This window comes from Micromonospora sp. ATA51 (assembly GCF_016802855.1).
Classification (GTDB): domain Bacteria; phylum Actinomycetota; class Actinomycetes; order Mycobacteriales; family Micromonosporaceae; genus Micromonospora; species Micromonospora sicca.
Window position 1 is genome coordinate 1 of the sequence record NZ_JAEVHJ010000154.1, and the last position, 14,691, is coordinate 14,691.

Sequence of the window (14,691 nt, forward strand, 5' to 3'; positions counted from 1 at the left end):
ACCGCCGGGGTGCCCCCACCCACGGGACGGTCCACCCCAAACCGGACAGCACCCGCGCGGGCGGGCGGGAGGCGCGCGTGGGGGCGGCCTGGCCTCTTCAGGGCGACCCGGACACCAGGGACATCCGCCCCCAACGTTCCGCCGCCCGCGTCGAGCTACGGACGGTCACCCTCGCTCGGCCGGCCAACCATCCCATCGCCCCCTTTGCTCTGCTTCACCACAGGCAACAGGCACGGCCGGTAACTGTTGCGTCCGTTGAAGCAGAGCAAAGCGGGGGTGGTGGGTGGTCGTCGGTCGGCGCGGTCGAGTCGGAGATGCCTGGTCAGGGGTCTGCGACGGGTCGGGAAGGCGAACAATCTGGCGCCTTCACCAGGAAACCGGTCACTGAGCGTCGGCGGTGGGTTCGGCCGTAGGCCGTCACGCTCCGTTCGTGGTGCGCGGCGGCTCGGGCATTGCGGCCGGGTCGGGACGGACCTGGACGGACGCCCGATCCGCCGCCTCGGCGGCCGGTTGACGCGGCACGGCCGGTTGCGCCGGCTCGGTGGGCCAGCGGATCTCCGGGGCGCGGTGGAACCTGATCCCGGCCCGGTGCCAGCGCGGGCCGTGGCCGGCCAGCCGGTCCCGGAACCCCGCCCAGTCGTGGGTGGCCCGAGGTGACCAGGCCAGCTCGGCGAGGGCGGGCAGCCGGGGCAGCAGCATGAACTCGATCTCCGCCAGCGAGGTGACCGACTCGGTCCAGAGCGGCGCCTCGACGCCGATCACGGCCTCCGCCGGTACGTCGGCGAGGTGCGTCCCCGGATCCCAGTCGTACGACCGCCGTACGTCGATCAGGCCGGCCCAGTCGTGCCCGATGGGGGTGTCCGGGGCGTACTTCATGTCGAAGTAGGCGTGGTTGCCGGGGGAGAGGATCAGCCGGGCGCCCCGGCGGACCGCCTCGGCCACCACCGGGTCGTCGCCGTCGGTGCCCCACCACTGGAGCACCCGCCCGTCGAGGTGCGCGGCCGGGGCGAGCTGGTGCCAGCCGACGACGGTCTTCCCGGTGGCGGCCACGATCCGCTGCGCCCGCTCGACGAAGCCGGTGTACGCCTCGCCCTTCACCTTGAACGCCTCGTCGCCGCCGATGTGCAGCCACGGCCCGGGGGTCAGCGCGGCCACCTCGCCGACCACGTCCGCCACGAAGTCGTACGTCCGCTCGTCGGCCGGGTCCACGTAGCTGAAGCCGACCTCGGTGCCGGTGTACGGCGGCGGCGCGACCTTGTCCGGCGCCAGCTCCGGGTACGCGAGCAGCGCCGCGTTGGTGTGACCGGGCAGGTCGATCTCCGGCACCACGGTGACGTGCCGGCGGGCGGCGTACCGGACGATGCGGCGGTAGTCGGCGGCGGTGTACCAGCCGCCCGGGCCGCCACCCACCTCGGTGGCGCCGCCGACGGTGGCGAGCCGGGGCCAGGAGTCGACGGCGATCCGCCAGCCCTGGTCGTCGGTGAGGTGCAGGTGCAGGTGGTTGAGCTTGTACCGGGCCAGGTGGTCGATCACCCGCAGCACGTCGGCGACGCCGAAGAAGTGCCGCGCCACGTCGAGCATCGCGCCCCGGTAGGGGAACCGCGGCCGGTCGACGACCAGCCCACCGGGCACCACCCAGCGTTCGGCCACCGGGGTCGGGCTCTCGACCGCGCTCGGCAGCAGTTGGCGCAGCGTCTGTACGCCGTACCAGAGGCCGGCCGCGGTGTCGGCGACGATCCGGACCTCGGCGGGGGCGACGTGGAGCCGGTAGCCCTCGTCGCCCAGCCGCTCAGCCGGGTCGAAGTCACCCGCCGCCGCAGCCCGGGCCGGAGTCGCGGAGCTGGACAGGGTGAGCACCAGGTGCCCGTCGGTCCCGTCGTCGGCCAGCCCGGTGACCGGCACCGGGTAGCCGGTCGCGGGCCGGAGCAGCTCGGCGAGCTGCTCGGCGACCTCCCGGGCGGTCGGGTCGTGGCTGACCCGGACCGCCGCGTCCCCGGGGAGCACGAAGTCGGCGGTCGGGTCCGGCGCCACCCGCTCGGGGACCGGGATCACGTCGCCCAGCCGGACCGGGGCCGGCGGGGCGAGCAGGTCACTGGCGGTCCGCGCCGCGGCCCGGGCGAGGTCGGCCGCCGCCGGCTCCTGCGCCGGCATGGTGGCCGGGTCGAGCAGCACGCGGCCCCGCTCGTCCGGGCCGGTGGCGGGGGTGGCGGAAGGCGTGGACGGCACGACGACGGCTCCGGGGGTGTATTCGCGCGGGATATGGCAAAAGTCAGCTTCAGCAGAACCAGTGCCGTCAAGAGTACGAGGGGAGCTGGAATTGCGTGATCCTGCTCGTGGAAGCGTTCCCAGAAACCTGCACGAACGCGGATAGTCGTGATAGCTGTGCCTATTGTCACCGAACGGTCCCAGGCCACTCGATGTTCGCTTAACCTTCGCCCACCGATCGCTGATGACGCCGGGATTACCGGCGGTCGGCCCCGGGGTATGAGGCAACTGAACCTTCGTTAAGTGTCAATTCCGGCGCGCGTGGGAGGCTCTGGTGGCAGCGCAAGAGACCGTCGATCACAAGTACGTCTACGACTTCTCCGAGGGCAACAAGGACCTCAAGGACCTGCTCGGCGGCAAGGGGGCGAACCTCGCCGAGATGACGAATCTCGGACTGCCGGTACCGCCCGGCTTCACCATCACCACCGAGGCCTGCAAGGCGTACCTGACGACCGGCCGCGAGCCGGACGGGCTCGCCGGCCAGATCGAGGCGCACCGGGAGTCGCTGGAGCGCGAGATGGGCCGCAAGCTCGGCGACCCGCAGGACCCACTGCTCGTCTCCGTCCGCTCCGGCGCCAAGTTCTCCATGCCCGGCATGATGGAGACCGTCCTCAACGTCGGCCTCAACGACCGCAGCGTGGTCGGGCTCAGTGCACAGGCCGGGGGGAACGACCGGTTCGCGTGGGACTCGTACCGCCGGCTCATCCAGATGTTCGGCAAGACCGTCTGCGAGGTGCCGGGCGAGGAGTTCGAGCACGCGCTCGAAGACGCCAAGCGCGCCAAGGGCACGACCAACGACCTGGACCTCGACGCGGACGACCTGCGCGGGCTGGTCGACTCGTACAAGCAGATCTTCGCCAAGCACACCGGCCGGGAGTTCCCGCAGGAGCCGCGGGAGCAGCTCGACCTGGCCATCCGCGCCGTCTTCGAGTCGTGGAACGCCGAGCGCGCGGTGGTCTACCGCCGGCAGGAGCGCATCCCGGCCGACCTGGGCACCGCGGTCAACGTGGTGGCCATGGTCTTCGGCAACCTGGGCGCCGACTCGGGCACCGGCGTCGCGTTCACCCGCGACCCGGGCAGCGGCGCGCAGGGCATCTACGGCGACTACCTGGCCAACGCCCAGGGCGAGGACGTCGTCGCCGGCATCCGCAACACCGTGCCGCTGGAGGAGCTGGAGCAGCTCGACAAGAAGTCGTACGACGAGCTGCTCAGGTACATGGCCCGGCTCGAGGCGCACTACAAGGATCTCTGCGACATCGAGTTCACCATCGAGCGCGGCAAGTTGTGGATGCTCCAGACCCGGGTCGGCAAGCGCACCGCCGCCGCCGCGTTCGTCATCGCCGGGCAACTCGTCGACGAGGGCCTGATCGACCTGGACGAGGCGCTGCACCGGGTCAACGGCGCGCAGCTCGCCCAGCTGATGTTCCCCCGGTTCAAGCTCGACCACGAGTTCGAGCCGGTGGCCAAGGGCATCGGCGCCTCCCCGGGCGCCGCGTCCGGCAAGGTGGTCTTCACCTCCGCCCGGGCGGTCGAGCTGGCCGCCGAGGGGGAGGCGGTGATCCTGGTCCGCCGGGAGACCAACCCCGACGACCTCAACGGCATGATCGCCGCCAAGGGCATCCTCACCTCGCGTGGCGGCAAGACCAGCCACGCCGCCGTGGTGGCCCGCGGCATGGGCAAGACCTGCGTCTCCGGCGCCGACGAGCTGGACGTCAACGTCCCGGCCAAGAAGTTCACCGTGGCCGGGCAGACCGTCAGCGAGGGCGACATCGTCTCCATCGACGGCACCACCGGCAAGGTCTACCTCGGCGAGGTGCCGGTCATGCCGTCCGAGGTGGTGCAGTACTTCGAGGGAAGCCTCGACCCGGAGCACATCGACAACGCGCTGGTCCGGGCCGTACACCGGATCATGACCCACGCCGACGCCCGGCGGCGGCTGGCGGTCCGGACGAACGCCGACACCGGCGCGGACGCCGCGCGGGCGCGGCGGTTCGGCGCCGAGGGCATCGGCCTGTGCCGCACCGAGCACATGTTCCTCGGCGACCGCCGGGAGCTGGTCGAGCGGCTGATCCTGGCCCGCACCGACGACGAGCGGGAGTCCGCGCTGGCCGCCCTGCTGCCGTTGCAGCGGGAGGACTTCGTGGAGATCTTCCGCGAGATGGACGGCCTGCCGGTCACGGTCCGGCTGATCGACCCGCCGCTGCACGAGTTCCTGCCCCCGCTGGAGCAGCTCGCCGTCAACGTGGCGGTCGCCCAGGAGCGTGGCGAGGACGTGGCCAAGGAGGAGGCGCTGCTCGCCGCCGTGCGCCGGATGCACGAGGAGAACCCCATGCTCGGCCTGCGCGGCGTACGGCTGGGCCTGGTCATCCCCGGTCTCTTCGCCATGCAGGTCCGGGCGATCGCGGAGGCCGCGGTCGCGGTCACCCGCGACGGCGCGGTGGCCAAGCCGGAGATCATGGTCCCGCTGGTCGGCGCCGTCCAGGAGCTGGAGACGGTCCGCGCCGAGGCCGAGAAGATCATCGCCGAGGTGGTCGCGGACAGCGGTGTCGAGGTGCTGATCGGCACCATGATCGAGGTGCCCCGGGCGGCGCTGACCGCCGGGCAGATCGCCGAGGCGGCGCAGTTCTTCTCCTTCGGCACCAACGACCTGACCCAGATGGCCTGGGGCTTCTCCCGCGACGACGTCGAGGGGGCGTTCTTCTGGCGCTACCTGGAGCTGGGCATCTTCGGCATCTCGCCGTTCGAGTCCATCGACCGGGAGGGCGTGGGCCGGCTGGTCCGGATCGCCGCCGAGGAGGGCCGGGCGGCCCGGCCCGAGCTGAAGCTCGGCGTCTGCGGCGAGCACGGCGGTGACCCGGACTCGGTGCACTTCTTCCACGAGGTCGGGCTCGACTACGTCTCCTGCTCCCCGTTCCGGGTTCCGGTGGCCCGCCTGGAGGCCGGCCGCGCCGCCGTGGAGACCGACGGCTCCGACTCCCGCTGACCCGCGTCGCACGGGGTCGTCGGCGGCCGCGCCGGCGGCCCCGTGGCCGTTTTCGACCCCACCGGCGCGCCGCCCGGCGCGCCGATCGACCCGGTCGGGCGTAACCTGAGCGCACTGTTCGATCAACCGGGAAGGGTGGCCGCATGACCAGCGTCTGGGAGAGCCTGACCGTTGACGCCCGTGACCCGTCCCGGCTCGCGCACTGGTGGGCGGAGGCGCTCGGCTACCAGGTGATCAGCGACCGGCCGGACGAGGTGGAGATCCGCCCGGCGGCGGACCAGACCCCCGGCATCGTCTTCGTCCCGGTCAGCGACGACAAGATCACCAAGAACCGGCTGCACATCGACCTGCGCCCGGCCGACCAGGAGGCCGAGGTCGAGCGGCTGGTCGACATGGGCGCCCGGCACGTCGACGTCGGCCAGGGCGACGTGCAGTGGACCGTGCTGGCCGACCCGGAGGGCAACGAGTTCTGCGTGCTGCGGCAGCGGGGATAGCGGTTGAGCGGCCGGGTGGACGACGCGGCGCGCCTGATCGACGAGGCGCCCAAGGACACCGGGTACGGGCGGTCGCCGTACGAGCGGGACCGGGCGCGGGTGCTGCACTCGGCGGCGTTCCGCCGGCTGGCGGCGAAGACCCAGGTGCACACGGCGGGCACCGGCACCGACGACTTCCTGCGTACCCGGCTGACCCACTCGCTGGAGGTGGCGCAGATCGCCCGCGAGATGGGGGCGCGGCTGGGCTGCGACCCGGACGTGGTGGACACCGCGGGGCTGGCGCACGACCTCGGCCACCCGCCGTTCGGGCACAACGGCGAGGACGCGCTGGATGTGCTCGCCGCCGACTGCGGCGGCTTCGAGGGCAACGCGCAGACGCTGCGGGTGCTCACCCGGCTGGAGGCGAAGGTGCTCGCCCCGGACGGCCGCTCCGTCGGGCTCAACCTCACCCGGGCGTCGCTCGACGCGGTCAGCAAGTACCCGTGGCCGCGCCGCCCGGGCAAGCGCAAGTTCGGCGTGTACGCCGACGACCGCCCGGTCTTCGACTGGCTGCGCGCCGGCGCCCCGCCCGGCGGCCGGCGCTGCCTGGAGGCGCAGGTGATGGACTGGGCCGACGACGTCGCGTACTCGGTGCACGACGTGGAGGACGGCATCCACGGCGGGTACGTCAGCCTGCGCCCGCTGCTGGAGGACGCCGACGAACGGCGGGCGCTCTGCGCCGACGTGGCGGCCGCGTACTCGGGGGAGTCCCCGGACGACCTGGGTGAGGTGCTGGTCGAGCTGGTGGCCGAGCCGGCGCTCGCCCCGCTCGCCGCGTACGACGGCAGCCACCGGGCCCAGGCGGCGCTGAAGGCGACCACCAGCGTGCTCACCGGCCGGTTCGTCTCGACCGTGGTGGCCGCCACCCAGCAGCGCTTCGGCCCCGGCCCGCACCGCCGGTACGCCGCCGACCTGGTGGTGCCCCGCCGCATCCGGGCGCAGTGCGCGCTGCTCAAGGGCATCGCGCTGCGGTACGTGATGCGCCGCCCGGCCGCCGGTCCCCGGTACGCCAGCCAGCGGGAGATCCTCGCCGAGCTGGTCGCCGCCCTGGTCGACCGCGCTCCGGACGCGCTGGACCCGGTCTTCGCGCCGCTGTTCCGGGACGCCCCGGACGACGCCGCCCGGCTGCGGGTGGTGGTCGACCAGGTGGCCTCGCTCACCGACCCGGCCGCGCTGGCCTGGCACGGCCGCCTGGTGGGCGCCCGGCCCGGGCTCGGCTGAGCGGGTGCCGGGACCGACCGGTGGGTGGCCTGCGCGACTTAGGCTAGCCTAAGCAGCATGAGTGAGCGCCCGAAGATGGTCACCGCCGCGAAGGTCCTGCGGACCGAGCGGCCCACCCCGCACCTGATCCGGCTGGTGCTGGGCGGTGCGGAGCTGGCCGGCCTGCCGGTGGGCGCCTACACCGACCACTACATCAAGTTCATCTTCCCCCCGGCCGGGTGAGCTACCCGCACCCGGTGGACCTGGCCGCCCTGAAGCGGGACCTGCCCCGCGAGCAGTGGCCGCGGCTGCGGGCGTACACGGTCCGGGCCTGGGACGCGGCCGCCGGCGAGCTGACCGTCGACGTGGTGCACCACGGCGACGAGGGGCTGGCCGGGCCGTGGGCCGCCGCCCTGCGCCCCGGCGACGAGGTGCTCTTCACCGGCCCCGGCGGCGCGTACGCCCCGAACCCGGCCGCCGACTGGCACCTGCTGGCCGGCGACGAGAGCGCCCTGCCGGCGATCGCCGCCGCGCTGGAGCGGCTCCCGATCGGCGCGCCCGCCAAGGTCTTCGTCGAGGTCGACGGCCCGGCCGACGAGCTGCCGCTGGCCAGTCCCGGCGCGGTGGAGCTGACCTGGCTGCACCGGGCCGGCGCCCGGTCGGCGCGGCGCTGGTCGAGGCGGTCCGCGCGCTGGACTTCCCGGCCGGCGCGGTGCACGCCTTCGTCCACGGCGAGGCCACGTTCGTCAAGGAGCTGCGCCGGCTGCTGCGGATCGAGCGCGGCGTGCCCCGGGAGGCGCTCTCCATCTCCGGCTACTGGCGGCTCGGCATGGACGACGAGGGCTGGCGCTCGACGAAGGCCGGCTGGAACGCCCAGGTCGAGGCGGAAGAGGTGGCGGCCGTCGCTTGAGCGGCGGCGCCGGTCACCCGCCCCCGCACGGTGATCCGCCGGTCATCCGCCCCTGGACGGTGATTTCGCCGGTCACCCGCCCCGCACGGCGATCCGGTAGAGCTGGGGCAGCAGCCACGGGGCGATCCACTCCTGTACCCCCTCCGGGGTGAAATGCAGGCCGTCGCTGCGGACCCGCACCCCGCCGGCCTCCCAGGTGAACCGCCCGTCCGGGCAGACCCGCCGGTTCAGGTCGAGCACCGTCGCGCCGTGCCGCTCGGCGGCCACCCGCAGCAGCCGGTTCCAGGCGTCCACCCGGTCGGCGTCGTCCTCCGGCCACAGCCCGCCGTCCGGTCGCTCCGCCCGGTGGGTGTACGGCGCGGTCAGCAGCGTGACGTGGGCGCCCCGTTCGGCTGCGACGCCGATGGCCCGGTCCAGCTCCCCGGTCAGGTACCGGTCGAACGCCGGGTCGCCGACGTGCTGCCAACGCCCGTCCAGCTTGCGGTCCATCAGCTCCCAGCGGTCCAGCAGGATCACCGCCACGTCCGGGTCGTCGGCGCGTACGCCCCGCCGCCAGCGGTCGTCCCAGTCCTCGCAGCCCGGGTAGTTGGGATGCGGTTCCCCGAGGTAGTGCAGCTCCGGCAGGCGGGCGATGCCGCAGCCCTGCACGGCGCGCACGCTCACGGTCAGCTTCTCCTGCGGCGGCAGGTAGGTGCCGAGCGACCAGGCGACCGAGTCGCCCAGGAAGTCGACCCGCGGCGCCCCGGGCTTGCGCCCGGGCCGATGGGCCGGTGGGGCCGAGGCGGTTGACTCCGGCGCGCCGCCGGCCGCCGCGGCCGGGGCGTCCAGCGCGATCGGCGGGCGGGACCGCGGGGCCGGCGGCACCGTCATCACCGTCGCCCGGTTCGGGTTCCTCATCCTGCTGTGGATCTTCGTGTTCACGGTGGTCGGCGTCATCCGCCGGGACCTCTTCGCCGGGGCCCGATCGGGTCGGTTGGTGGCCGCGCCACGCGCGGTCGGCGCCTCGACCGGTCAGGCCGCGAAGCCGGCGAAGGTGAAGCGGGGCAGGGCCGCGCACCAGCTGGTGGTCACCGCCGGCCAGTTGGCCGGCACCCGGATCACCCTGGGCGAAGCCCAGATCACCATCGGACGGGCCGAGGACTCCACGCTGGTGATCACCGACGACTACGCGTCCGCGCGGCACGCCCGGCTCGTGCCGCGCGAGGGGCAGTGGTTCGTCGAGGATCTCGGCTCGACTAACGGCACCTATCTGGATCGCGCTAAGGTCACCGGACCAACCCCCGTCCCCCTCGGCGTGCCGATCCGGATCGGCCGCACTTCTCTCGAATTACGGCCATGACTCTGACCCTGCGCTATGCGGCCCACAGCGACCGCGGTCTGATCCGAGATGGTAACCAGGATTCCGTCTACGCCGGGCCGCGGCTACTCGCCGTCGCCGACGGCATGGGCGGTATGGCCGCCGGTGACGTCGCCAGCAACATCGTCATCGGTGCCATGGCGCCGCTCGACGAGGACGTCCCAGGGGACGCCCTCGTCGACGCGTTGCGTTCGGCCGTGGGCACCGCCAACCAACAACTCCGCGACACCGTGGACGCCAACCCGCAGCTGGAGGGGATGGGCACCACGCTCACCGCCACCCTCTTCTCGGGCAGCAAGCTCGGCATGGTCCACATCGGTGACTCGCGGGCCTATCTGCTGCGCAACGGCGAGTTCGCGCAGATCACCAAGGACGACACGTACGTCCAGATGCTCGTCGACGAGGGCCGGATCAGCGCGGAGGAGGCGAGCAGCCACCCCCAGCGCTCGCTGCTCACCCGCGCGTTGGACGGCCGCGACATCGACCCGGAGTACAGCGTCCGCCAGGTCCTTCCCGGCGACCGCTACCTGATCTGCAGCGACGGGCTCTCCGGCGTGGTCAGCGCGGACACCATCGGCGACACCATGCGGGAGTACCCCGACCCGCAGCAGTGCGTCGAGCGCCTGGTGCAGCTCGCGCTGCGCGGCGGCGGCCCGGACAACATCACGGTGATCATCGCCGACGCCACCGACCAGGACATCGTCGAGGCCTCCCCGATCGTCGGCGGCGCCGCCGCCCGGGACCGGGGCATGGCCACGTCGGCCGACGTCTCCACCCCGGCGGCCCGCGCCTCGGCGCTGTCCGCCCCGCGCTCGCCGGCCCCAGAGGAGCCGGCGGACAACCGGGACGACGAGCCGGAACGGCGCCGGCACCGCCCGCTGCGCAGCGCGGCGATGCTGCTGGCGCTGCTGGTCATCCTCGGCGGTGGCCTGTTCGCCGGGTGGAGCTACACCCAGCGGCAGTACTACGTCGGCGCCACCGAGCAGGGCCAGCTCGCCGTCTTCCGCGGCGTGCCGGGCCAGATCGCCGGCCTCGACCTGTCCAGCGTGCACTCCACCAGCGGGGCCAAGCTGGACGACCTCACGCTGGCCGCGCAGGAGCAGGTCAAGCAGGGCATCCAGGCCAAGAGCGAGCCGGACGCGCAGCGCCGGCTGGCCGAGCTGACCAGCGACGACCCGGCGAACCCGAACCTCAAGCCGATGTGCCCACCGAGCCCGACGGCGGCCGCGGTCAGCCCGACGGCCGCCGCCGTCAGCCCGACGCCGGCGGTCACCGCCTCCGCGGTCGCCCCGCCCGTCAGCGCCAGCGCCCGGCCGCCGGTCACCCCCACACCCGCGCCGACCACCACTCCCGACGCCGTCCCCTCCGACACCGTCCCGCCGGTCGACCCGGCGGGCTGCCGGTCGCCGGAGTGAGCGTCGGCTCGACACCGAGGACTCATCCGTGACCGCAGCGGCCGTACCGGTAGCCTCGCCCGCCTCGACGGGCGAGCAGCCCGGCGTACGCCTGGCCCGGTCCCGGCGGAACGCCGAGCTGTCGCTGCTGCTGCTCGCCATGGTCCTCGTGGCGGCGTACTCGGCGACGGTCGAGGCGAACGTGCTGGACACGGTCACCCCGGACTTCTGGATGCCGGCCGCCGCGCTGGGGCTGGTCTTCCTCGGTCTGCACCTGGTGATCCGCTGGCTGGCGCCGTTCGCCGACCCGGCGCTGCTGCCGGCGGTCGCCCTGCTCAACGGCATCGGCGTGGGCTTCCTGCGCCGGTACGACCTGGCCAAGGCGGCCCCGGCGGACCGGGAGACGCTGGCGATCTTCGCCGGTACGGGTGGCCGGCAGCTCGCCTGGACACTCGGCGCGGTGATCCTCGCCGCCGGGCTGCTGGCGATCATGCGGGACCACCGGTCGCTCTCCCGGTACGCGTACACCCTGGGCCTGGCCGGCATCGTGCTGGTGATGATTCCGGCGGTGCTGCCGGCCCGGTTCTCCGAGATCAACAACGCCAAGCTGTGGATCCGGATCGGCGGCTTCTCGATCCAGCCCGGTGAGTTCGCCAAGCTCGCCCTGCTCGCCTTCTTCGCGTACTACCTGGTCCGCAAGCGCGAGGTGCTGTCGCTGGCCAGCCGGCGGGTGCTCGGCATCGACTTCCCGCGCGGGCGGGACCTCGGCCCGGTCCTGGTGGTCTGGATCATCAGCCTGCTGGTCCTGGTCTTCGAGAAGGACCTCGGCACCTCGCTGCTCTACTTCGGCATGTTCGTGGTGACGCTCTACATCGCCACCGAACGGGTCAGCTGGCTGCTCATCGGTCTGATCCTCTTCTTCGGCGGCGCCTACCTGGCGTACCTGCTGGGCAGCACGGTCGGCGGCCCGTTCCTCAACTTCTACGACCGGGCGCAGATCTGGCTGGACCCGTTCGCCGAGCCGTACGACCGGGGCTATCAGCTCGTCCAGGGTCTGCTCACCCTCGGCACCGGCGGCCTCTTCGGCGCCGGCCCGGGCGGCGGCCAGCCGACCCTGCTGCCCGAGGTGCAGACCGACTTCATCTTCGCCGGCATCGGCGAGGAGATCGGGCTCTTCGGCCTCTCCGCGCTGCTCGTGGTCTACCTGCTGGTCGTCGAGCGGGGCCTGCGGGCGGCGCTGGCGGTGCGCGACTCGTTCGGCAAGCTGCTGGCCGGCGGTCTCGCCTTCACCCTGGGCCTCCAGGTCTTCGTCATCGTCGGCGGGATCAGCAAGCTCATCCCGCTGACCGGCCAGACCACCCCGTTCCTCTCCGCCGGCGGCTCGTCGCTGATGGCGAACTGGCTGCTCATCGCCGTCCTGCTCCGGGTCTCCGACGGGGCCCGCCGTCCGGTGACCGGCGGCGGCCCGGCGGCCCGCCCGAGCGGCGGTCCGCCCGAGCAGCTGCACGGGGCCCCGACGGAGGTGATCAGGCCGTGAACGCACCCCTGCGCCGCGTCGGTGTGGTCGTCATGATCCTCTTCGGCCTGCTCTTCGCGAACCTCAACTGGATCCAGGCGTACAAGGCCGATGAGTACCGCAACAGCGACTACAACGGCCGGGTCCAGGTGGCCGAGTACGAGCGCAAGCGCGGCAACATCGAGGTCGGCGGCACCGCGTACGCGCTCAGCAAGGAGACCGGCGGCAAGCTGAGGTTCCTGCGCACCTACCCGGGTGGGGAGACGTACGCGCACGTGCTCGGCTACAAGCCGGTCAACCTCGCGGAGACCGGCATCGAGCGCACCGAGAACGACTTCCTCGCCGGCACCAGCGACCAGCTGATCGCCAACCGGGTGAAGGACATGTTCACCGGGGAGGAGACCGGTGGCGGCAACGTGCTGCTCACCCTCTCCAAGCGGGCCCAGGACACGGCGTTCAAGCAGCTCCAGGACAACCAGGTGGGGGCGAAGCGGGGCGCGGCCATCGCGATCGACCCGCGGACCGGGGCGGTGCAGGCGCTGGTCTCCATGCCGAGCTTCGACCCCAACCCGCTGGCCAACCACGACACCAACGAGGCGTCGGCGGCGTACAACAGGCTGGAGAAGGACCCGGAACGCCCGCTGGCCAACCGGGCGCTGTCGGAGACGCTGCCGCCCGGCTCGACCTTCAAGATCGTGGTGGCCGCGGCGGCGCTGGAGAGCGGCGTCGGCAAGAGCACCCAGATCCCGGCCGGGTCCAGCTACACCCCGCCGACGTCCGGCCAGCCGATCCGCAACGCCGCGCCGTCGATCTGCCCCGAGCCTCAGGTCAGCCTGATGGCGGCGGTCACCGAGTCCTGCAACACCGGCTTCGCCCAGCTCGGCGTGAAGCTCGGCGCCGACAAGCTCAAGGAGAAGGCCCGCCAGTTCGGCTTCGAGCAGGAGGACCTGACCGTCGGGCAGCTCGGCGAGGGCGGCCTCGGGGTGGCGGCCAGCCGGACCGGTGACATGGAGGCTCCCGGCGGAGCCACCGACCCGGGCGCCCTGGCCCAGTCCTCCATCGGCCAGCGGGACGTGCGGATGACCCCGCTCCAGGGCGCGCTGATCGCCGCCTCGGTCGCCAACGGCGGCAGCCAGATGCGGCCGTACCTGGTCAAGCAGCTCCTCGCCCCAGACCGCACCACCAGCTACTACACAGCGAAGCCGCGGGAGCTGCGCCGGCCGGTGAGCGGCCAGGTCGCCGGCGACCTGCGGGACATGATGGAGAGCGTGGTCAAGAACGGCACCGGCCGGAAGGCCGCCATCGACGGCTACACCGTCGGCGGCAAGACCGGTACCGCCCAGTCCGGGCCGAACACCCCCGACCACGGCTGGTTCATCGGCTTCGCGCTGGACAAGAACGGCACCCCGGTCTCCGCGGTCTGCGTGGAGCTGGAGCAGGCCGGCAGCGGCGGCAGCGCCGAGGCGGCCCGGATCGCCGGCAGGATCATGCAGGCGGCGATCGCCGACGCCGGGGGCCGCTGACATGCTCAGCCCCGGCGTCCAGCTCGGCAACCGCTACCGCCTCGACGAGCGGATCGCCAGCGGTGGCATGGGCGACGTCTGGCGTGGCACCGACCAGGTGCTGGGCCGTACGGTCGCGGTGAAGAGCCTGCTCCCGGCGCTGCTCGACGAGCCCGGCTTCGCCGAGCGGTTCCGCGGCGAAGCACGCACCATGGCCACCATCAACCACCCGGGCGTGGTCGACGTCTACGACTTCGGCAGCGACCAGCACATCGCCTTCCTGGTGATGGAGTACGTCGAGGGCGACGCCCTCTCCGCCACGCTGAGCCGGGTCGGCCGGCTCACCCCGGCCCGGACGATGGCCCTGCTGGCGCAGGCCGCCGACGCGCTGCACGCCGCGCACGAGAAGGGCATCGTGCACCGCGACGTGAAGCCCGGCAACCTGCTGGTCCGGCCGAACGGCACGCTGGTGCTCACCGACTTCGGCATCGCCCGTTCCGACCTGGTCGGCCAGCTCACCGCGGCCGGCTCGGTGCTCGGCACGGCCTCCTACATCTCGCCCGAGCAGGCCACCGGCGCGGTCGCCACTCCCGCCTCCGACGTGTACGCGCTCGGCGTGGTCGCGTACCAGTGCCTCGCCGGTCGGCGTCCCTTCGAGGGGGACAACCCGCTCGAAATCGCCGTGAAGCACGTGCAAGAGCCGCCGCGACCCCTGCCCAACGACATCCCGCCGCAGGTCAAGGCGATCGTGGAGCGTGCCCTGGCGAAGGACCCGGCGGCCCGCTGGCCGAGCGCCGCCGCGCTGGCCGGCGTCGCCCGCCAGGCCAAGCTGGCGCTGTCGCAGCAGGCGCGTACCGGCACCCACCCGGGTCCGATCTCCGGCGCACCCGCGTCGCCGGCCGCGCCGTCGGCCCGCGCCCAGGTTCCCACGGCGTTCGTGCACGATTGTCGGCCGGTGGGTGGGCGCGGGCGTACGCTCCCGTCCGTAACGTGGGACGCCGGCGGCAAGCGCAGGCCGGCTCAAGGGCTGC

At 73.1% G+C, this 14,691-nt stretch carries 10 protein-coding genes and 1 pseudogene; 9 read left to right on the plus strand and 2 right to left on the minus strand.

Annotation, left to right across the window (positions count from 1 at the left end):
- Window positions 1-417: 417 nt before the first annotated feature.
- Complete coding sequence (locus tag JNW87_RS22155; protein WP_375373532.1) at window positions 418-2,226, minus strand: family 20 glycosylhydrolase; 1,809 nt, start codon at window positions 2,224-2,226, stop codon at window positions 418-420.
- A gap of 313 nt (window positions 2,227-2,539) precedes the next feature.
- Between JNW87_RS22155 and ppdK the strand changes: the two genes are divergently transcribed.
- The 4 genes and pseudogenes from ppdK (at window position 2,540) to JNW87_RS22175 (ending at window position 7,891) form a co-directional block, all read left to right on the plus strand.
- Complete coding sequence (gene ppdK, locus JNW87_RS22160; RefSeq protein ID WP_109804675.1) at window positions 2,540-5,248, plus strand: pyruvate, phosphate dikinase; 2,709 nt, start codon at window positions 2,540-2,542, stop codon at window positions 5,246-5,248.
- 143 nt (window positions 5,249-5,391) lie between these two features.
- Window positions 5,392-5,742, plus strand: coding sequence for a VOC family protein (locus tag JNW87_RS22165; RefSeq protein WP_109804676.1), 351 nt, complete (start codon window positions 5,392-5,394; stop codon window positions 5,740-5,742).
- 15 nt (window positions 5,743-5,757) lie between these two features.
- Window positions 5,758-7,002, plus strand: coding sequence for a deoxyguanosinetriphosphate triphosphohydrolase (locus JNW87_RS22170; RefSeq protein WP_109804724.1), 1,245 nt, complete (start codon window positions 5,758-5,760; stop codon window positions 7,000-7,002).
- Window positions 7,003-7,059: 57 nt separating this feature from the next.
- A pseudogene (locus JNW87_RS22175) lies at window positions 7,060-7,891 on the plus strand (siderophore-interacting protein).
- Between the two features lie 72 nt (window positions 7,892-7,963).
- On the opposite strand, the gene JNW87_RS22180 reads toward JNW87_RS22175, so the two are convergent.
- The gene (locus tag JNW87_RS22180; RefSeq protein ID WP_238454336.1) at window positions 7,964-8,827 is read right to left on the minus strand and encodes an SGNH/GDSL hydrolase family protein; all 864 of its coding nucleotides are present in this window, start codon (window positions 8,825-8,827) and stop codon (window positions 7,964-7,966) included.
- Here JNW87_RS22180 and JNW87_RS22185 point away from each other — a divergent pair.
- The 5 genes from JNW87_RS22185 to JNW87_RS22205 form a co-directional block, all read left to right on the plus strand.
- Complete coding sequence (locus JNW87_RS22185) at window positions 8,724-9,230, plus strand: FHA domain-containing protein (RefSeq protein WP_238454339.1); 507 nt, start codon at window positions 8,724-8,726, stop codon at window positions 9,228-9,230. The genes JNW87_RS22180 and JNW87_RS22185 overlap by 104 nt on opposite strands.
- A complete protein-coding gene (locus JNW87_RS22190; protein ID WP_109802036.1) occupies window positions 9,227-10,663 on the plus strand; it encodes a PP2C family serine/threonine-protein phosphatase in 1,437 nt (478 codons plus the stop codon). Before JNW87_RS22185 ends, JNW87_RS22190 begins: the two co-directional genes overlap by 4 nt.
- A 28-nt stretch (window positions 10,664-10,691) precedes the next feature.
- Window positions 10,692-12,179: an FtsW/RodA/SpoVE family cell cycle protein gene (locus JNW87_RS22195; protein ID WP_109802037.1), complete on the plus strand. Its 1,488-nt coding sequence runs from the start codon at window positions 10,692-10,694 to the stop codon at window positions 12,177-12,179.
- Window positions 12,176-13,681 (plus strand): penicillin-binding protein 2, encoded by a 1,506-nt coding sequence (locus tag JNW87_RS22200; RefSeq protein ID WP_238454337.1) that lies wholly within the window; start codon window positions 12,176-12,178, stop codon window positions 13,679-13,681. The genes JNW87_RS22195 and JNW87_RS22200 overlap by 4 nt, the downstream gene beginning before the upstream one ends.
- Window position 13,682: 1 nt before the next feature.
- Window positions 13,683-14,691: serine/threonine-protein kinase (locus JNW87_RS22205; protein WP_238454338.1), on the plus strand; the 1,009-nt coding region annotated here is incomplete at its 3' end.